The following is a 19,842-nucleotide window of genomic DNA, read 5'->3' on the forward strand; positions in this document are numbered from 1 at the left end:
AAGCCATTCTGATCTCGGTCAAGCGGCTGTATCTGCTCGGCCAGGACGATCAGCCCACCGGCACTTACACATTCGCCGAGCTGTTGGCGGAGGAATTGGCCGCGGCCGACCGCATGTAGTTCCCATATACCGCAAGAGGGCGCCCCCGGAATCGGATTCCGGGGGCGCCCTCTTTTTCGGTCAGTGGCAGGGAACGCTCGGTTGGGCCTGCATCGCGGCGGCGGCCAGCAGCTGGTCCAGGGCGCGCTCGACGTCTTCCTTCCACAGATGATCGCTGTCGAGTTCCAACCGCAGTCGCGGAAAACGATGGTGCTGCGCCACCACCGAGAATCCGACGTCCTCGAGGAAATCCGCGTCGATCATGCAGCTCTCGGGAGAGCAGGCCCTGTTGGCCTTCGGCCGCGGGGCCGAGGCGATGCCGTGGCCCGGCGAGTCGATGCGCTCCATGAAGAACATGGATCGCACTCCGCGCGCCGGCAGCGCGGTCGCGGCCGGATCGGTGCGAATTCCGAAGGCCTCGATCGCTCGCACACCTCGGCGCATCAGATCGCCGACTACGGCCTGAATCAGCCGATGGGCAATATCTCCATCGTTGTGCGGCGGTTCGGCCCGCAGCGTGGTCAGCAGGACCGCATCCGGGCTCACGGGGGAGGTGGGGAACAACGCCGCGCGCGGCACCACACTCGGCGGCGAATACAGCGCACATCCGGCCGGCTGGCCATCGACCAACGCGATCTGCCCGCAGGACCCCCATTCGAGCATGACCGTCGACAACCACGCCTCCTTTTCGAAGACGGGATCGCTGAATTCACGAGAGTCTGCCGCCACGGCAGGGTCGATCTCCCAGAACACGCATCGACGCGCATGTGCGGGAAGTTTGTCCAGTCCGCCGAGGGTTAGTGCGGTCACGCTGGTCGACACCGCTCTGCTCAGCCTCCAGCTTTCCGATTCATCTATGCTCACGCCGCATCAACATCTTCTCGCCAGCAAGAATATGCGATCAAAGCGAACGCCTCATTTCCCATCCCTTATCGATCGCGGCACATTCGGATCGGCGCGAAAAACAGCGGTGTCACAGTGACGTTTCTCGCCGAACCTCAGGGTTCTGTCTCGTCAGAGCTGTTGTTGCTCCATCAGCCCGACAATGCGCTCCAAATCGTCGACCGAACCGAACTCGACGACGATCTTGCCCTTCTTCTTGCCCATACTCACCGTGACCCTGGTGTCGAACGAATTGGCCAATCGCTCGGCAACCTTGTCCAACCCCGGTGCGTAGATCTGCCGCCGCTTGGGGGTCGGCTTCGCTTCTTCTTCGGGGTAGCGGTTCGCGAGAGTGACGGCCTCCTCGGTCGCACGAACCGACAACCCCTCGGCGACGATGCGTTCGGCCAACCGCTCCTGCGCCTCGGCGCCCGCTTCCAACCCGAGCAGCGCGCGAGCATGTCCGGCGGAGAGCACGCCGGCCGCGACTCGTCGCTGCACCGGAATCGGCAACTTCAGTAGGCGAATCATATTCGTGACGACCGGTCGGGATCGGCCGATTCGGTTCGCCAGTTCTTCGTGGGTGACGCCGAACTCCTCCAGCAGCTGCTGATAGGCCGCCGCCTCTTCGAGCGGATTCAGCTGCACCCGGTGGATGTTCTCCAGCAGCGCATCGCGCAACATGGCGTCGTCGGTGGTCTCCCGCACGATCGCCGGGATGGTCTCCAGGCCGGCTTCCTGGCAGGCTCGCCATCGCCGTTCACCCATCACCAGCTGATAGCGCGGAGTGGGGGAGGACTCCAACACCCGCACCACGATCGGCTGCATCAGACCGAATTCCCGCACCGAATGGACGAGTTCGGCGAGCGCATCCTCTTCGAAGACCTGCCGCGGCTGCTTCGGATTGCGCTCGATCTGATCCGGCGGAATCTCCCGGTACACCGCACCGGCGCTCGACTCCTCGGCCGCATCGGGCACCCGATGCAGATAGGCCGACGCGGGATGCGGCCCGATCGGATCGAGTCCGATCACCGCATTGGCTGCCGCGCTTCCGAGTCCCTGCACATCGGCAGGACCGGTCGGAATCAACGCGGCTAGCCCGCGCCCCAAGCCACCCTTCTTCGCCTGACTCATCGGCCTACCGACCCCTTTCCTGTGCTGCACCAGCCGTACCGGCCGACGCGCCTTCCTGGCCCGGCGACACTCGGCTCTGGATGACGGCCGAGCGGGCCGCGATCTCCCGCCCCGCGTCGAGATAACTCATCGCGCCGCGGGAACCAGGATCGTAATCGAGCACGGTCATGCCGTAGCCCGGCGCCTCGGAAACCTTGACGCTGCGCGGAATCACCGAGCGCAGCACCGCGTCACCGAAGTGGCCGCGGACCTCTTCGGCAACCTGGTCGGCGAGTTTGGTCCGGCCGTCGTACATGGTGAGAACGACGGTCGAGACGTGCAGCTCCGGATTCAGATGTGCCTGCACCAGACCGATATTGCGCAGCAGCTGGCCGACGCCCTCCAGCGCGTAGTACTCGCACTGGATCGGGATCATCACTTCCTTGGCCGCCACCATCGCGTTGACGGTCAGCAAGCCGAGAGAAGGCGGGCAGTCGATCATCACGTAGTCGATGTCGTAGCCCGCCAGGTTGGCTTCTTGAATGGCCGCTTTCAATCGGCCTTCACGGGCGACCATGGAGACCAATTCGATTTCGGCGCCGGCGAGGTCGATCGTCGCCGGAATGCACAGTAGGCGTTCGTTGTGCGGGCTCCGCTGGATCGCGTCCTGCACCGAGATCTCACCGATCAGCAGTTCGTAGCTCGACGGCACGCCGGAGTGGTGCTCCACGCCGAGCGCGGTGCTGGCATTGCCTTGGGGATCGAGATCGATGACGAGCACCGTCATCCCCTGCAGTGCCAGCGCGGCAGCGAGATTCACGGCCGTCGTCGTCTTACCGACGCCACCCTTCTGATTGGCGATGGTGATGATGCGTTGTTCGCGCGGCTTGGGGATGTTGAGGGAGCCGGGGTGCAGGACCTGGCTGGCGCGATGCGCTTCGGCCGCGATCGGAGTTTCAGCGGCGGAGATGTTTCCGAATGCGGTCTTGGCGAATTCATCTCCCTCGAGGCCGCCGCTGTCCAGCATTCCGGGCACCCGGGATGTTGTTTCCCGTGAAACATTCGCCGGACGGTTCGACATACAGGCTCCTAACCCCGAGAACTTCAGACACGTGCCCAGGCAGCACCGGCGCCGCATGGCTCGAACAAGCAGAACGCGGAGCTGCCGGGAACCGCGAAACCGCGCGCTCACGCTCGACGACAACTAGCTTGCCAGCACCGGCCAGAATACGGAAGTTGAACCGCGGCAATCACTATCCGACACGCACGGAATGACTCGCTGCGGCCGTCTCGAGCGGCCTCGCGAGGCGTTGTTTCATGTGAAACAACGAAAGTTACTGTGCGCGCCGGGCGCGTCGACTCGCTTCCTTGTTCGCCCGCTTCTCCGCGCGGGGCACACGCTCGACACTGAGCACGACGGTCGGCGGCGACACGATGCCCACACCACATTCGAGAATCTTCGCGTGGCCCGCACCCGCGCGCGCCAGTTCAACCTGATCCCGCTCGAGTTCCTCGGCGACGCTGGATCCCTTGAGCGCCAACATATGGCCGTGCTCGCGAACCAGCGGCAGGGACCACTTGGCCAATTTCCCGAGGGGAGCGACCGCACGGGAAGTCACGTAATCCGCACCGCCCGCTTCCTTTCGAACGTCCGGCTGTTCGGCGCGACCACGCACCACGGTGATCTCGAGCCCTGCCGATTCGACGAACTCCGCCAGGAACTTGGTGCGCCGCAGCAACGGCTCGACGAGTGTGATGCGCAGATCCGGACGCGCGATGGCGAGTGGAATTCCCGGAAGTCCGGCGCCACTGCCGATGTCGACGACGGAAGCTCCGAGAGGAATCAACTCGCCCAGCACCGCACAGTTGAGGATGTGGCGGTCCCAGAGCCGCGGCACCTCCCGCGGACCGATCAGACCGCGTTCGACGCCCGCGGTCGCCAGCGCGGCGCAGTACTGCTCGGCCAGCGGAAGACGATCGCCGAATACCTCGGCCGCCACCGCGGGCGGCGTCAGATCGACGGAGTCACCGCCGGGGGAGTGCTGAGGAGTGGCACCCGCGCCTCGTTCCACGTGAAACATCCTTCCGGACCGTCGAAATCCATCACACGCAACTCATCACAAAGAGTAGGGCCCCCGGTTCGATGAACCGGGGGCCCTACCTTACCCATCCAATTTCTCAGGCCGGGATCACGACCACGTGCCGGTTGGGTTCGACACCTTCACTCTCACTGGCGGCACCGTCCACGGCCGCCACCGCATCGTGGACGATCTTGCGCTCGAACGGAGTCATCGGGGCCAGCGATTCGGGCTTGCCCGATTCCGCCACCCGTCGCGCCGCATCGGTTCCGAGCGCGCTCAGTTCCTCGCGACGCTTCGCCCGCCAGCCGGCCACATCGAGCATCAGGCGGCTGCGCACACCGGTCGCCTGTTGCACGGCCAGTCGGGTCAACTCCTGCAACGCGTCCAGAACCTCGCCGCGCCGACCGACGAGCTTCGACAGGTCCCGCCCGCCGTCGATGCTGACGACCGCCCGGTCGCCCTCGACATCCAGATCGATATCGCCGTCGAAGTCGAGAACGTCCAGCAGCTGCTCCAGATAGTCGCCCGCGATCTCGCCCTCTTCGATCAACGCCTCTTCGGCATCGGTCGTATCCGGCTCGGTCGTCGCCTCATCGCGGTCGTCTACCGCTGACGCATCATCCTGCACACCGAGGGCCACAGTGGCGTCCCCTCCATCGGTCTCAACAGTCATATGTCGTTTCCTTCAATCTGAATCTTCCGTCGTATCCGGATCCGCTAGCGACGTCGCTTCTGATTCGCCCGACCTCTGTTGCCGGACCGCTTGCGATTACCCGGCCCGGGTGACTTACCGGACGAGCCCGACTTGCCGGAGGCCGAACCTGCCTTGGCCGAAGAAGTCGGAGTGGTGGACTCCGACGTCGTGGAGGCGGAGGTGCCGTTCGTCGCGGCTGCGGGCTTGTCCCCGTCGGCGGCCGACGGCTCGGCGGCCCCGGACTTCTTCTTGGCGGTCGGCTTGGCGCCGGGCTTCGGGGCGTTCTGCGCCTTCCGCTCGATCGCCTCTTCCTTCTTCTGCTGCTCTTCCTTATCGATGCGCCCGAAGACCAGATGCTGCTGCCCGTAGGTCCAGATGTTGTTGGCCACCCAGTAGAGCAGGATCGCGATGGGCAGGAAGGGGCCACCGACGACGACACCGAGCGGGAACACCCACAGCGCCAGTTTGTTCATCAGCGCGGCTTGGGGATTCGCCGCCGCCTCCGCACTCTGGCGTGCCACCGAGGCGCGGGCGTTGAAGTGGGTTGCGAGGCCGGCGATGATCATCAGCGGCACCGCGACGACGACCATATTCCACACGTGCGGAATGCCGCCGTAATCGGCGTACGCGTCCAGGGTCGCCTTGGGCGAGGTGATCGCGGCGGAGATCGGCGCACCGAAGATGCGGGCACTCAGGAACGACTGCACATCGTGCGCGCTGAACACGTAGTTCGGCGTCATCGCGTTCTGCTCGGGCGTCATGTGCAGCTGGCCGATACCACTACCGGTGCGGTTGAAGGACCGCAGCACGTGGTACAGACCGATGAACACCGGCACCTGAGCCAGCACCGGCAGACAGCCCATCAGCGGGTTGAAGCCGTGCTCCTTCTGCAGCTTCTGCATCTCGACGGCCATCTTCTGGCGGTCGTTCTTGTATTTGCGCTGCAGTTCCTTGATCTGCGGCTGCAGTTCCTGCATCTGCCGCGTGGTGCGCACCTGTTTGACGAAGGGCTTGTACAGCACCAGGCGCAAGGTGAACACCAGGAACACCACTGCCAGCGCCCAGGCGAACCCGTTGCTGGCGCCCTTGTCGAAATCTCCGAGTCCGAAGACGAACCCGAAGATCCGGTGCCAGAACCAAAGGATCCAGGACACCGGGTAATAGATGAAGTCGAGCACGGCTCTATGTACTCCCGTCGGTCGTGTCGCCGGTCACCGCGCGCGGCGACCCTTTACAAGACTTGTGTTCGGCCGCCTCGTCGTGGGCCCGACTCGTCTCGTGAGCCGCTTCGGCAGCAGCCCGTTTCCGTTCCGGAACCGGGTCCCACCCACCAGGGTGCCAGGGCGCACATTTGGCCAGACGCACGGCCGTCAATCCGAGACCTACGAACAGCCCGCGCGTACGCAGAGCCGTCACCGCGTACTCGCTACAGGTCGGGGTGAATCGGCATACCGGCATGCGGGTGGGGGAGACGTACGTCCGGTACAGCTCGATCAGAAAGATCAAGAGATTCGCCGGAAGCCGCGTCACTACGCGTAGGCGGTTCATGACGCATCACTCGAAGCCACCCGCGCGGCGGAGAGATCGAACGACATTTTCCGCAGCGCGGACCGCAACTGCTGATCCAGCTCCGCCGAGGTCGCCACCGCGGCACCCGGGAGGGCGCGGATCACGACATCGGCCTCCGCCGGTAGATCTGCGACGACCCCGGCGCAGATATGACGCAGGCGGCGGGCGACGCGGTGTCGAACCACCGCGGTGCCCACCGCCTTGCTGACGATCAATCCGAAACGAGGACCACCGAAGCGTGCGAGCGGCCTAGCCGCCGCATCGTCGGACCTCACGGCATCGTCGGATCTCAGTTCCTCCGACGCCGACGGCATCACCACATGCACGACGATGTCCCGTCTCCCGACTCGTCGGCCACGTCGCACCGTCCGGGAGAAGTCGGCACGATGATGCAGCCGGTACGGCTCAGGCAACACCCGAGTGTCCGACCACGTAACGGGTGAACGGAAGCAGCGAGACGATCGACGAGTCAGGCATGGCGGCGATGCCGATGCCGTGCGATCAGGCCGTCAGAGAGGCGCGGCCCTTGCGACGGCGCGCCGACACGATCGCGCGCCCGGCACGGGTACGCATCCGGAGTCGGAAGCCGTGGACCCGCGCACGACGACGGTTGTTCGGCTGGAACGTCCGCTTGCCCTTGGCCACGGTCAACACTCCTCGAGTTGGTGGGCGCCAGGCGGCGCCCGAAGCTGTTCGGTGAAACGTATGTGGTCGCGATGAAAACTGGTCTTCATCGGCACAACGCCCATTGCGTGGTGGTCCCGCTGGATCGACGATTCGACCGGGCAGCAGGCAGCCAACACCGCGTCAACGGGTGACTGTACGAGGGTACTGATCAGCCAGGAGAGGGTCAAACTCGGGGTCCCCCATGAGACGCCCGCCACTGCTTTCCGGGTCGACGATATCCGTTCGCTCCGCGCGACGCACCGAACGGCCGCGACGCGCCGTGCGGACGGCGCGGTCGTGAACCGCCCTTGTCACAGCCACCGCGGACGCACTACGATTCATAGCTAGAAGATAGCTGCAGAAGCGCAGGTCCAGGCGCTGACCGGGGGGTTGTTGCAGCGAGCCACGTATCATCCGAGTTCTCCACATCTGTGGATAATTGTGTGGAAAGACCCCTGGAGTGGCATATTCGTATGGCTGACGGCCAGGCTTGTCAGTGGTCGCCGACCGTTGGAGCTCCTGTCGACTTGCTCCGGGGAGGAAATAATACGTGGACGACGAGCAGAACGTGTTGACCGCGGTCTGGCCCGAAGTGGTCGCCGAGCTCACCGCCGGCTCCACCGACGGAGCCATTCCGCCGGTGACCAACGCCCAGAAGGCGTGGCTCGGCTTGGTCAAGCCGCTGACGGTCGCACAAGGCTTTGCCCTGCTCTCGGTGCCTTCTTCCCTGGCCCAGGAGGCCATCGAACGCGATCTGCGCGAACCGATTCTGCGGTCGCTGGCCCGTCGGCTGGGCCCGCAGGTCGAGGGTCTGGGCGTCCGGATCGCCGCTCCGGCCAATCCGCCGCCGGACCGCCCCGGCGCCGGCGCCCGACATGCTCGCCTGACGTCGCGTCCGGAGCGGATGCGCGACAAGCCCCGTGAACCGGTCGGCTTCCCGGCGCCACCGCAGTATCCCGACGCCGACGATTTCCCCACCCCACGCTATCTTTCCCCAGCCGACTACCAGGCCCGGACCGCCTATCCCCAGGGTGAATATCCGTCCGCGCCGATGGCCGGGGAATTGCCGGACAGCCTCGGACCGTCCTCCCCGCTGCGCCGGGACCCGGAAGCGCATCTGCACGACGAAGCGCTGGTCCGGCATCCGGAAAGTCTGCGTCGCGATCCCGACGATCTGCGCCGGGAAGCCGAAGCCTTCCGCCACGACCCGGACGTACTCCGCCGCGAAGCCGACGTCCTGCGGCGGGACCCGGACAGCCTGCCCGGCCGGGACGGCCTGCACGGTCCGGATTCGCTGCGGCGTGAGGCGGACACCCTGCGCCGCGACCACGAACTGCATCCCCAGGAGGCGTTGCGGCGGGAGACCGAACCGTTGCGTCACGATCCCGAGCTGCCCCGGCCGGGCGGCCATCCCGGACAGGAGTCGCTGTTCGCGCCGGAGCCGGAGGTCGGTCAGCGGCCGGGCGCGGCCGAAGAGGCCGACGAACCGGTGGTGAGCGCGCGCAATTCCTGGCCGACGTATTTCACGAAGTCGCCGGAACCGCCGCCGCCCGCCCCCGCGAACTCCTCGGCCAGCCTGAACGCCAAATACACCTTCGAGACCTTCGTCATCGGCGCCTCGAACCGATTCGCCCACGCGGCGGCGGTCGCGATCGCCGAGGCGCCGGCCCGTGCGTACAACCCGCTGTTCGTCTGGGGGGCTTCCGGTCTGGGAAAGACGCATCTGCTGCACGCGGCCGGGCATTACGCCCAGCGGCTGTTCCCTGGGATGCGCGTCAAGTACGTCTCGACCGAGGAATTCACCAACGACTTCATCAACAGTCTGCGCGACGACCGGAAGGTGGCGTTCAAGCGGCGCTACCGCGAGACCGACATCCTGCTGGTGGACGACATCCAGTTCATCGAGGGCAAGGAAGGTATCCAGGAGGAGTTCTTCCACACCTTCAACACCCTGCACAACGCGAACAAGCAGATCGTCGTGTCCTCCGATCGGCCACCGAAGCAACTGGCGACGCTCGAGGAGCGACTGCGTACCCGGTTCGAATGGGGCCTGATCACCGACGTGCAGCCGCCGGAGCTGGAGACCCGGATCGCGATTCTGCGCAAGAAGGTGCGGATGGACCGCCTCGATGTGCCGCACGACGTGCTGGAACTGATTGCCAGCCGGGTCGAGCGCAACATCCGTGAACTCGAGGGCGCGTTGATCCGGGTAACGGCCTTCGCCTCCCTCAACGGACAGCCGCTGGATCTGTCGCTGGCCGAGGTCGTCCTGCGCGATCTGATGCCGGACACCACCACGATCGAGATCACGGCGTCGACGATCGTGGCCGTGACCGCGGAATACTTCAACACCACGCTGGAGGAGCTGACCGGTCCGGGTAAGGCTCGGCCGCTGGCCCAGGCTCGCCAGATCGCGATGTACCTGTGCCGGGAACTGACCGACCTGTCGCTACCGAAGATCGGTCAGGCCTTCGGTCGCGACCACACGACGGTCATGTACGCGGAGAAGAAAGTGCGCAAGGAGATGACCGAGCGCCGCCGGGTCTACGACCAGGTCCAAGAACTCACAGCCCGAATCAAACAGCGCTCGCGCTGAATCGCTACACAAGCCGATCCACCCGGTTGACCTGGGTGGATCGGCTTTTTCGTGTTGTGGATTCCTCGAGGAGTCCTTGTGGAGTCCTCGAGGAATCCCAGGTTTGTCCTCGAGGTTGCGCACAGTCGATGCGCGGGGCTGTGCACGCATTCGCTCACAGCCCTCGGTCCACAGTTCCCACAGCCGAATTCGTCCACGGGGTCCGAACTGCGAAGACGGCCGAATCGGCATGTGGATTCCTCGAGGACTCCCTGTCAGGTCCTCGAGGAATCCCCCGGTAGTGCACCGATCGGCACACACGTGTGTACAACAGGTCTCGGGCCATGGAAGAACTCGAGGATGGCTCGAGGATGGAAGTTGAACAGTTTCGCGGCCTCCACAGCGGCCCACTGTTCATCCTCGAGTCACCCGCCGGACATCCCCACGCCGCCACGCCACCTGAGCTGGGCGGACGGGCCGCGTCCACAGAATCCACAGTGCCTACTACTACTTCAGTTCTTCTTCTTTAGATTTCTTCTTGAAAACAGGGTGTGTGGAAACTCGGCTCGGAGGCGGACGGATCGATTCGTGGCACTCCACAACCGAACGAAGCAGGGAGCGGAACGCGTCCGGCCCATCCCGGCGGACGACGCACCGGGCGAGGGGGTGACGTAGTCATCGCCCGCATGCGCGGGTACGGTTTGATGTCGGTCGCCTGTGCCACACTGCGGTGCGTACGGGCGAGTCGTTTCGACCGCATTGCCGCGCGAACCACGCTGTTGTATGAACCACGCTGATCACCACGGCGTCGAACAGATCACGACCGATCGAGACTGGGAGAGGACATACCGAGCGATGGAGCTTGCAAGTATGAAGTTTCGGGTCGCTCGCGAGGATTTCGCGGAATCCGTCGCCTGGGTGGCCCGTAGCCTGCCGTCTCGCCCGCCCGTGCCCGTCCTGGGCGGTGTGCTGCTGGTGGCCGACGAGGACGGTCTCACGGTCTCCGGATTCGACTACGAGGTCTCCGCGCAGATGCGCGTCGCCGCCGAGGTGGCCGGCCCGGGACAGGTGCTGGTCTCCGGTCGCCTGCTGGCCGACATCACCAAGGCGCTGTCCAACAAGCCGGTCGACGTCTCGGTCGACGGCACCCGGGTGCTGATCGCGTGTGGCAGCGCCAAGTTCTCGCTACCGACCATGCCGGTCGAGGACTATCCCCAGTTGCCCGAACTGCCGCCGCAGACCGGCGAACTGGGTGTGGATCTGTTCTCCGAGGCCGTGGGCCAGGTGGCCGTCGCCGCCGGCCGCGACGACACGCTGCCGATGCTGACCGGCATCCGCGTCGAAATCGAGGGCTCCCAGGTGGTTCTGGCAGCCACCGACCGCTTCCGCCTGGCGGTGCGGCATCTGGAGTGGCAGCCCGGTCGCCCGGATGTGGAGACTGCGGTCCTGGTCCCGGCTCGCACGCTGTCGGAATCGGCGAAGACGCTCGGAGCCTCCGACGCGCCCGTCCAGCTGGCCTTCGGCACCGGGACCGACGGACTGCTGGGGATCGTCAACGGCGGCCGCCGGACCACCACGCGACTGCTCGACGCGGAATTCCCCAAGTTCCGCCAATTGCTCCCCAAGGAGCACACCTCGATCGCGACCCTGCAGGTGAGCGCACTGATCGAGGCCATCAAACGTGTGGCCCTGGTCGCCGAGCGCGGCGCCCAGGTGCGGCTCGAATTCTCCGACCAGGGCCTGCAGCTGTCCGCCGGAGGTGACGACGCCGGTCGCGCCGAGGAGTGGCTGGAGGCCGAGTTCCGCGGTGAGCCGTTGACCATCGCGTTCAACCCCAGTTACCTCAACGACGGCCTGTCGGCGCTGCATTCGGACCGGGTGACCTTCGGTTTCACCACACCCAGCCGCCCCGCGGTGATGTGCCCGACCACCGACGACGAGCCGGAGCTTTCGGAGTCCGGTGCGTTCGCGGCGCTGTCGAGCAACTACATCTACCTGCTGATGCCGGTTCGTTTGCCCGGCTGATCGATTCGGCTCCGATCCTCCCCGCCTCGCCGGCCACGATACGACCGGCGAGGCGGCACTCGTTCAACCCGACCTGTGGAGATGTTGATAAACCTGTGAAAAACCCCGGGCGCGTGTGCATTTCGACCCGTCCGTCACAAAGTGCCTGGTGACGGCGGGTTCATCCATGCACATTCGAACGCTCACGCTGCGCGATTTCCGCTCCTGGGAGCATGCCGACCTCGAATTACCCACGGGCAGAACCGTTTTCCTGGGGGCCAACGGCAACGGTAAGACCAATCTCGTCGAGGCCGTAGGTTATCTGTCCACACTCGGTTCCCACCGGGTTGCCGGCGATGCCTCGCTGATCAGGTTGGGGCAGCAGCGATCTCGGATCGGCGCCACCGTCGTCAACGGTGGCCGCGAACTGCGCATCGATGTGGAGTTGAACCAGGGCGCCGCCAATCGCGCTCAGATCAATCGGTCACCGGTCCGCCGCACGCGCGAGATCCTCGGGATCCTCCAGACCGTGCTGTTCGCGCCGGAGGATCTGGCGCTGGTCCGCGGCGACCCGTCCGAACGACGCCGTTTCCTGGACGAACTGGCCACTGCCCGGCTGCCGCGGCTGGCGGCGGTGCGCTCGGATTACGACCGTGTGCTGCGGCAACGCTCCGCGCTGCTGAAAACAGCGGGGCGACAGGCGCGTTCGCGCTCGGGCGCGCCGGCCGAACTGAGCACCCTCGACGTCTGGGACGGGCATCTGGCCGCGCACGGCGCCGAACTGCTGGCGCAGCGGCTGCGGCTGGTGCACGAACTGCACCCCTATCTCGAGCAGGCCTACCGGTCCATCGCCCCGGAATCGCGGACCGCGGCTATCCGCTACCGCAGTTCCGCGCTGCCCGAGGAGTTCCTCGATCCACAGCGTTCTCCACAGTCCGACGATGTCGAGGCGCTGGAGGCGAATATGTTGAGCGAGTTGGCATCCGCGCGCGGCAAGGAACTCGAGCGCGGGGTCTGCCTGGTCGGCCCGCATCGCGACGATCTGGATCTGATGCTCGGTTCGGCACCCGCGAAAGGCTTTGCCAGCCACGGGGAATCGTGGTCGTTCGCGCTGGCCCTCCGGCTGGGCGCCTTCGAACTGCTTCGCAGCGCGGGTACCGATCCGGTCCTGCTGCTCGACGATGTCTTCGCGGAATTGGACCGGCGTCGTCGCACCGCGTTGGCCGCGGTGGCCGCCGGGGCCGAACAGGTGCTGATCACGGCCGCGGTGCCCGAGGACGTGCCGCCGGAACTCGAGGCGAATCCGGTCCGGGTCGAGACCGACGGCGTCGCGGACGGGCGGACCTCGCGCATCGTCGAGCCGCCGACCCTCGCGGACGAGACCCTCGCGGACGAGAGCGCCGAAGGCCGGCACATCGGCTGAAGCTGTCGGACCCAGCGGCTAGCCTTGCCGCAACGTAGTGACCGGAAAGGAGTCGAAGGTGGCCGCAGACCCCGGGCGCGAAGACGGCTCCCCGCCGTCCACCGGCCCCGAACCGGAACTGCGTGGTGTGGACCTGGCTCGTCGTGCCCTGGAGGAGGCGCGCGCCGCGGCTCGCGCCAGCGGTAAGGCGGTCGGCCAGGGGCGCGCATCGCCGCGTAAAGGCGGGGTTCGAGCATTGCGCCGGCGCTCCGGCTGGTCCGGTGCGCGGCCCGACGACCGGGATCCGCAACTGCTGTCCGCACTGGCCGGATCGCTCGCCAAGAGTCGCGGGTGGTCCGGAAAGGTCGCCGAGGGAATGGTTTTCGGCCGGTGGTCGGCCGTGGTCGGCGACGACATCGCGGCACACGCCGACCCGGTATCGCTCACCGACGGCGTGCTGAGTATCCAGGCCGAATCCACCGCCTGGGCCACTCAGTTGCGAATGCTGCAGTCGCAGCTACTGGCGAAGATCAATGCCGCGGTCGGTCAGGGCGTGGTCACCTCGCTGAAGATCAGCGGTCCCGCCGCGCCGAGTTGGCGCAAGGGTGAGCGTCATATCAAGGGGCGGGGTCCGCGCGACACCTACGGCTGATCCGCGGGCGCCGAGTTTCACGTGGAACCGGTGCGCAGTCCGGCGGCCGGCCGAACCACATCGGCGTAACTTCGCGCCGCGGGATCCGAGTGCCCGTCGCTTTCGCTGAGGCTCACGGGAGCGGGTTCGCCCATAACCGGACCCGGCGGCGACCGATTTCACGCACTCACGACGCTCTCAGGGGTGTCATAGGTGCATCCTGTGCCGGGGGTACCAGTAGGATGGAAGAGTAACTAGCGGCGATACCTTCGGCGCGTTCCGTGCAGCACGCGCGAGGACCCGTAATTCTCGAGCAGTTCGAAATCTCGAGCAGAGGCCATACGGGGCTCGGGCTGTGTGTGTTGTCCGACGTCGCATCGAGGGATCAGCAAGTAAGGAGAGCTACCGAGCAGTGGCTGCCAACGACTCCAACGCAAGCGGCTCGTCCAAGGCGAAAGCGGGCAACAAGGACTACGGTGCCTCCAACATCACCGTTCTCGAGGGACTCGAGGCGGTCCGCAAACGCCCCGGTATGTACATCGGTTCCACCGGTGAGCGCGGTCTGCACCACCTGATCTGGGAGGTTGTGGACAACTCCGTCGACGAGGCGATGGCCGGCTACGCCAGCCGAGTCGACGTGACCCTGCTGGCCGACGGCGGCGTCGAGGTCGTCGACGACGGCCGCGGTATCCCGGTGGCGATGCACGCGACGGGCGTGCCCACCATCGAGGTCGTCATGACCCAGCTGCACGCCGGCGGCAAGTTCGACTCGGACGCCTACGCCGTATCCGGTGGTCTGCACGGTGTCGGTATCTCGGTGGTGAACGCGCTGTCCAGCCGGATGGTGACCGAGATCGACCGCGACGGCTTCCACTGGAGCCAGGAGTACAAGGACGCCAAGCCCGGCAAGCTGGTCAAGGGTGAGCCCACCGACCGGACCGGCACCACGCAGCGCTTCTGGGCGGATCCGGACGTCTTCGAGACCACGACCTACAACTTCGAGACGATCTCGCGCCGGCTGCAGGAGATGGCCTTCCTGAACAAGGGCCTGACCATCACCCTCACCGACGAGCGGGTGAGCGATGCCGAGGTCACCGACGAGGTGGTCAGTGAGACCGCCGAGGCACCCAAGCACGACGAAGGCGCGGCCGCGCCCGAGCACAAGGTCAAGACTCGGACCTATCACTACCCGGGCGGCCTCGAGGACTTCGTCAAGCACATCAACCGCACCAAGCAGCCGATCCACAACACGGTCGTCTCGTTCACCAGCAAGGGCACCGGCCACGAACTCGAGGTCGCGATGCAGTGGAATTCGGGTTACTCCGAATCCGTCCACACCTTCGCCAACACCATCAACACCCACGAGGGTGGCACGCACGAAGAGGGCTTCCGCGCGGCGCTGACCACAGTGGTGAACAAGTACGCCAAGGACAAGAAGCTCCTCAAGGAGAAGGACGGCAACCTCACCGGCGACGACATCCGCGAGGGTCTGGCCGCCATCGTGAGCGTCAAGGTCAGCGAGCCGCAGTTCGAGGGACAGACCAAGACGAAGCTCGGCAACACCGAGGTGAAGTCGTTCGTCCAGCGCACCTGCAACGAACATCTGGCGCACTGGTTCGAGGCCAATCCGGCCGATGCCAAGACGATCGTGCAGAAGGCGGTGTCCTCGGCGCAGGCTCGCGTCGCCGCCCGCAAGGCTCGTGAGCTGGTCCGGCGCAAGAGCGCGACCGATCTGGGCGGATTGCCGGGCAAGCTGGCCGACTGCCGGTCCAAGGATCCGAGCAAGTCCGAGATCTACATCGTCGAGGGTGACTCCGCCGGTGGCTCGGCGAAATCCGGCCGCGACTCGATGTACCAGGCGATCCTGCCGCTGCGCGGAAAGATCATCAACGTCGAGAAGGCGCGCATCGACAAGGTCCTCAAGAACAACGAGGTCCAGTCGATCATCACCGCCTTCGGCACCGGTATCCACGACGAGTTCGACATCTCGAAGCTGCGGTATCACAAGATCGTGCTGATGGCCGACGCCGACGTCGACGGCCAGCACATCTCGACGCTGCTGCTCACCCTGCTGTTCCGCTTCATGCGCCCGCTGGTCGAGCACGGTCACGTGTATCTCGCCCAGCCGCCGCTGTACAAGCTGAAGTGGCAGCGCTCCGAGCCGGAATTCGCCTACTCGGACCGCGAGCGCGACGGTCTGCTGGAGGCCGGTCTGGCCGCCGGCAAGAAGATCAACAAGGACGACGGTGTCCAGCGCTACAAGGGTCTCGGCGAGATGAACGCCAAGGAACTGTGGGAGACCACCATGGATCCCTCGGTGCGGGTGCTTCGTCAGGTGACGTTGGACGACGCGGCCGCGGCCGACGAGTTGTTCTCCGTGCTGATGGGTGAGGACGTCGAGGCGCGTCGCAGCTTCATCACCCGCAATGCCAAGGACGTTCGCTTCCTCGACGTGTAGCCGGCGCTGCGCAGCACACTGCGCGCCCGTCCACATGCCGAGCCCTATGCACAGGCCCTCTAAGGAGACTTCATGACCGAGACCACGCTGCCGCCCAACGGTGGTGCGGGCGACCGGATCGAGCCGGTCGACATTCAGAACGAAATGCAGAGCAGCTACATCGATTACGCGATGAGCGTGATCGTGGGCCGCGCGCTGCCGGATGTGCGCGACGGGCTCAAGCCGGTGCACCGGCGCGTGCTCTACGCGATGTACGACAACGGCTACCGGCCCGACCGCGGCTACGTGAAATCCGCGCGCCCGGTCGCCGAGACCATGGGTAACTACCACCCGCACGGCGACGCCTCGATCTACGACACCCTCGTGCGCATGGCGCAGCCGTGGTCGCTGCGGTATCCGCTGGTCGACGGCCAGGGCAACTTCGGTTCCCGCGGTAACGACGGTGCCGCCGCCATGCGGTACACCGAATGCCGGCTCACCCCGCTGGCGATGGAACTGCTCCGCGAGATCGATCACGAGACGGTCGATTTCACGCCGAACTACGACGGCCGCTCCCAGGAGCCCGTGGTTCTCCCCAGCCGGGTGCCGAACCTGTTGATGAACGGGTCCAACGGCATCGCCGTCGGTATGGCGACCAATATCCCGCCGCACAACCTGAACGAGCTGGCGGATGCCATCTACTGGGCGCTGGACAACTACGACGCCGACGAGGAGACCACCCTCGCGGCGTGCATGGAGCGCGTCAAGGGACCGGACTTCCCGACCTACGGCCTGATCGTCGGAAGCCAGGGCATCCACGACGCCTACACCACCGGTCGCGGCTCCATCCGGATGCGCGGTGTGGTCGAGATCGAAGAGGACAATCGGGGTCGCACCACGATCGTCATCACCGAGCTCCCGTACCAGGTCAACACCGACAACTTCATCAACTCGATCGCCGAGCAGGTCAAGGACGGCAAGATCGCGGGTATCTCCGATATCCACGACGAGTCCTCCGACCGCGCGGGCATGCGGATCGTGGTCACGGTCAAGCGCGATGCCGTGGCGAAGGTGGTGCTGAACAACCTCTACAAGCACACCCAGCTGCAGACCAGCTTCGGCGCCAACATGCTGTCGATCGTCGACGGCGTACCGCGCACGCTGCGGCTGGACCAGATGATCCGGCTCTACGTCGATCACCAGTTGGACGTCATCGTCCGGCGCACCCGCTACCTGCTGCGCAAGGCCGAGGAGCGGGCGCACATCCTGCGCGGCCTGGTCAAGGCGCTGGACATGCTCGACGAGGTCATCGCCCTCATCCGGCGTTCGGCCAACACCGACACCGCGCGCACCGGCCTGATGGAACTGCTCGAGATCGACGAGATCCAGGCGACCGCCATCCTCGACATGCAGCTGCGGCGCCTGTCGGCCCTGGAGCGGCAGAAGATCGTCGACGAATTGGCCCGCATCGAGGCCGAGATCGCCGATTTGAAGGACATTCTGGAGAAGCCGGAGCGTCAGCGTGCCATCGTGCGCGACGAACTGGCCGAAATCGTCGAGAAGTACGGCGACGACCGCCGCACCAAGATCGTCGCGGCCGACGGTGACGTCGCCGACGAAGATCTGATCGCTCGCGAGGACGTCGTGGTCACCATCACCGCGACCGGCTACGCCAAGCGCACCAAGACCGACCTGTACCGCAGCCAGAAGCGCGGCGGCAAGGGCGTGCAGGGCGCCGGCCTCAAGCAGGACGATCTGGTCAAGCACTTCTTCGTGACCTCGACCCACGACTGGCTGCTGTTCTTCACCAACCTCGGCCGGGTCTACCGGGCCAAGGCCTACGAGCTGCCCGAGGCCAACCGCACCGCGCGCGGCCAGCACGTGGCCAACCTGCTGGCGTTCCAGCCGGAGGAGAAGATCGCCCAGGTCATCCGGATCAAGACCTACGAGGACGCCCCCTACCTGGTGCTGGCCACCCGCAACGGCCTGGTGAAGAAGTCGAAACTGACCGACTTCGACTCCAACCGCACCGGTGGCATCGTCGCGGTGAACCTGCGCGACGGTGACGAATTGGTCGGCGCCGCACTGTGTTCGGCCGACGACGATCTGCTGCTGGTGTCCGCGCACGGACAGTCGATCCGGTTCACCGCCAACGACGAGGTGCTGCGTCCCATGGGCCGCGCCACCTCGGGCGTGCAGGGTATGCGCTTCAACGCCGACGATGAGCTGTTGTCGCTCAACGTGGTTCGAGACGGCACCTATCTGCTGGTCGCGACCGCGGGCGGATACTCCAAGCGCACCGCGATCGAGGAGTACACCGCGCAGGGCCGCGGCGGTAAAGGTGTGTTGACGATTCAGTACGACCCGAAGCGTGGCAGTCTGGTAGGAGCGCTCATCGTCGACAACGATGACGAGCTCTATGCCATCACGTCCGGCGGCGGTGTCATCCGGACGGCGGCGAATCAGGTACGCAAGGCGGGCCGGCAGACCAAGGGCGTGCGTTTGATGAACCTCGGCGAGGGCGATACCTTGCTCGCGATCGCGCGTAACGCCGATGAGCCCGACCAGGTTTCCGGGGAAGAAGAGGCCTGAGGCTCGGATTAGCGTTAGGTTCTGGAAGCGGTAATTTCTCCACAAGCAGCGGCGCCACGACGGATCGAAGGATTCTGCATTGACCACTCCGAATCAGCCGAACGACGAGCGAAACCACGCCAACGGTGTGACCGAGCGGATCGCACCGTCACCGATTCCGCCGCGGCCGGCGCCGCGGTCCGGGTCGTCGGCCGACAACGGCTCGGGTAGTTCGTCCGCAAACCCCGAGTCGCAGGGCGATTCCGCGAAATCCGGCGCTGCGGCGCCGGAGGCCGCCGAGGCCGGTGAGGGTCGTGGTGGTTCTCGCTTCGAGGAGGGTTGGTCGCAGCTGCCGCAGCGGGAGCCGCAGTCGAATCTGAATCGCCCCGGCCAGGCTCCCGTGCAGGGCCGGGCGAACCCCCAGACCGGACTCGGCGGCGGGGTTAAGAACGCCCGTACCACCACCGACCTCGCGGCCAAGGCGGCGCGCAAGGAAGCGGCGATGGTGAAATCCGTCGGCATCGACGGACCGACCCGCAGCATCGCCCGTCCGGAACTGATCAAGGATCTGCCCGATCTGTCGGATCTGCGGCATCCGCTGCCGCAGGCGGACGCCGGTGCGGCACAGTCGGTTCCGATGGCGGTGAAGACCGCGGCGCCGACCGTCTCGCCGGCCGCGCAGGCGGCGGTCGCCCAGGCGGTGACCAGCGGTGAGCCGTTGCGCGCGACCGTGCAGGTGCGCCATATCGACCCGTGGTCGACGTTGAAGGTTTCGCTGGTGATCAGCGTCGCCATGTTCTTCGTGTGGATGCTGGCCGTCGGATTCCTCTACATCGTGCTCTCCGGCATGGGTGTGTGGGACCGCCTGAACAGCACCTTCACCGACATGGTGAACGACAACAACTCGTCGGCGACGACGATCATCGACGCCGGCAGCGTATTCGGATACGCGGCCGTCATCGGCCTGATCAACGTGGTGCTGTTCACCGCGCTCTCGACGGTGGGTGTCTTCATCTACAACCAGTGCACCGATCTGGTGGGCGGCGTGCAGGTGACGCTGGCCGATCCGGACTGACGCTCCGCGACGAACGGCCGGCCGGTTCTCACCGGACCGGCCG

The 19,842-nt window shown here is 65.8% G+C and carries 16 protein-coding genes; 7 read left to right on the top strand and 9 right to left on the bottom strand.

All coding sequences use genetic code 11. From position 1 onward, the window contains the following. Positions 1 to 180: 180 nt before the first annotated feature. The 9 genes from NN2_RS18725 to rpmH form a co-directional block, all read right to left on the bottom strand. The gene (locus NN2_RS18725) at positions 181 to 921 is read right to left on the bottom strand and encodes a hypothetical protein (protein WP_030514053.1); all 741 of its coding nucleotides are present in this window, start codon (positions 919 to 921) and stop codon (positions 181 to 183) included. A 192-nt stretch (positions 922 to 1,113) separates the two neighbouring features. After that, the gene (locus tag NN2_RS18730; protein WP_063015267.1) at positions 1,114 to 2,115 is read right to left on the bottom strand and encodes a ParB/RepB/Spo0J family partition protein; all 1,002 of its coding nucleotides are present in this window, start codon (positions 2,113 to 2,115) and stop codon (positions 1,114 to 1,116) included. Between the two features lie 4 nt (positions 2,116 to 2,119). Continuing rightward, positions 2,120 to 3,121 carry a ParA family protein gene (locus tag NN2_RS18735; protein ID WP_104362470.1) on the bottom strand — a complete coding sequence of 334 codons (1,002 nt, stop codon included), beginning with the start codon at positions 3,119 to 3,121 and terminating at the stop codon, positions 2,120 to 2,122. A 307-nt stretch (positions 3,122 to 3,428) separates the two neighbouring features. After that, entirely contained in the window at positions 3,429 to 4,175 is a 747-nt protein-coding gene (rsmG, locus tag NN2_RS18740) for a 16S rRNA (guanine(527)-N(7))-methyltransferase RsmG (RefSeq protein WP_081879323.1), read from the bottom strand. Between the two features lie 97 nt (positions 4,176 to 4,272). Continuing rightward, positions 4,273 to 4,848 (bottom strand): Jag family protein, encoded by a 576-nt coding sequence (locus NN2_RS18745; protein ID WP_193615583.1) that lies wholly within the window; start codon positions 4,846 to 4,848, stop codon positions 4,273 to 4,275. 44 nt (positions 4,849 to 4,892) lie between these two features. Next, positions 4,893 to 6,047, bottom strand: a complete 1,155-nt coding sequence (yidC, locus tag NN2_RS18750; protein ID WP_063015269.1) for a membrane protein insertase YidC — start codon at positions 6,045 to 6,047, stop codon at positions 4,893 to 4,895. Between the two features lie 4 nt (positions 6,048 to 6,051). Then, the gene (gene yidD, locus NN2_RS36370) at positions 6,052 to 6,417 is read right to left on the bottom strand and encodes a membrane protein insertion efficiency factor YidD (RefSeq protein WP_081879322.1); all 366 of its coding nucleotides are present in this window, start codon (positions 6,415 to 6,417) and stop codon (positions 6,052 to 6,054) included. Continuing rightward, complete coding sequence (rnpA, locus tag NN2_RS18755) at positions 6,414 to 6,854, bottom strand: ribonuclease P protein component (protein WP_082857087.1); 441 nt, start codon at positions 6,852 to 6,854, stop codon at positions 6,414 to 6,416. Before rnpA ends, yidD begins: the two co-directional genes overlap by 4 nt. Before the next feature lie 85 nt (positions 6,855 to 6,939). Next, positions 6,940 to 7,083, bottom strand: a complete 144-nt coding sequence (gene rpmH, locus NN2_RS36375) for a 50S ribosomal protein L34 (RefSeq protein WP_006550910.1) — start codon at positions 7,081 to 7,083, stop codon at positions 6,940 to 6,942. 571 nt (positions 7,084 to 7,654) lie between these two features. Between rpmH and dnaA the strand changes: the two genes are divergently transcribed. The 7 genes from dnaA (at position 7,655) to NN2_RS18795 (ending at position 19,799) form a co-directional block, all read left to right on the top strand. Then, positions 7,655 to 9,700 carry a chromosomal replication initiator protein DnaA gene (gene dnaA / locus NN2_RS18765; RefSeq protein WP_063015271.1) on the top strand — a complete coding sequence of 682 codons (2,046 nt, stop codon included), beginning with the start codon at positions 7,655 to 7,657 and terminating at the stop codon, positions 9,698 to 9,700. Positions 9,701 to 10,534: 834 nt separating this feature from the next. Next, positions 10,535 to 11,704: a DNA polymerase III subunit beta gene (gene dnaN, locus NN2_RS18770; protein ID WP_063015308.1), complete on the top strand. Its 1,170-nt coding sequence runs from the start codon at positions 10,535 to 10,537 to the stop codon at positions 11,702 to 11,704. A 166-nt stretch (positions 11,705 to 11,870) separates the two neighbouring features. After that, entirely contained in the window at positions 11,871 to 13,106 is a 1,236-nt protein-coding gene (gene recF, locus NN2_RS18775) for a DNA replication/repair protein RecF (protein ID WP_063015309.1), read from the top strand. A gap of 58 nt (positions 13,107 to 13,164) precedes the next feature. Next, positions 13,165 to 13,737 (top strand): DUF721 family protein, encoded by a 573-nt coding sequence (locus NN2_RS18780; protein WP_063015310.1) that lies wholly within the window; start codon positions 13,165 to 13,167, stop codon positions 13,735 to 13,737. A gap of 391 nt (positions 13,738 to 14,128) precedes the next feature. Beyond that, positions 14,129 to 16,174, top strand: coding sequence for a DNA topoisomerase (ATP-hydrolyzing) subunit B (gyrB, locus tag NN2_RS18785; RefSeq protein WP_063015272.1), 2,046 nt, complete (start codon positions 14,129 to 14,131; stop codon positions 16,172 to 16,174). 72 nt (positions 16,175 to 16,246) lie between these two features. Next, complete coding sequence (gene gyrA / locus NN2_RS18790; protein ID WP_063015273.1) at positions 16,247 to 18,745, top strand: DNA gyrase subunit A; 2,499 nt, start codon at positions 16,247 to 16,249, stop codon at positions 18,743 to 18,745. Between the two features lie 79 nt (positions 18,746 to 18,824). Further along, entirely contained in the window at positions 18,825 to 19,799 is a 975-nt protein-coding gene (locus NN2_RS18795) for a DUF3566 domain-containing protein (RefSeq protein WP_063015274.1), read from the top strand. Positions 19,800 to 19,842 lie beyond the last annotated feature (43 nt).

The organism is Nocardia nova NBRC 15556 (assembly GCF_001613005.1).
Classification (GTDB): Bacteria; Actinomycetota; Actinomycetes; order Mycobacteriales; family Mycobacteriaceae; genus Nocardia; species Nocardia nova.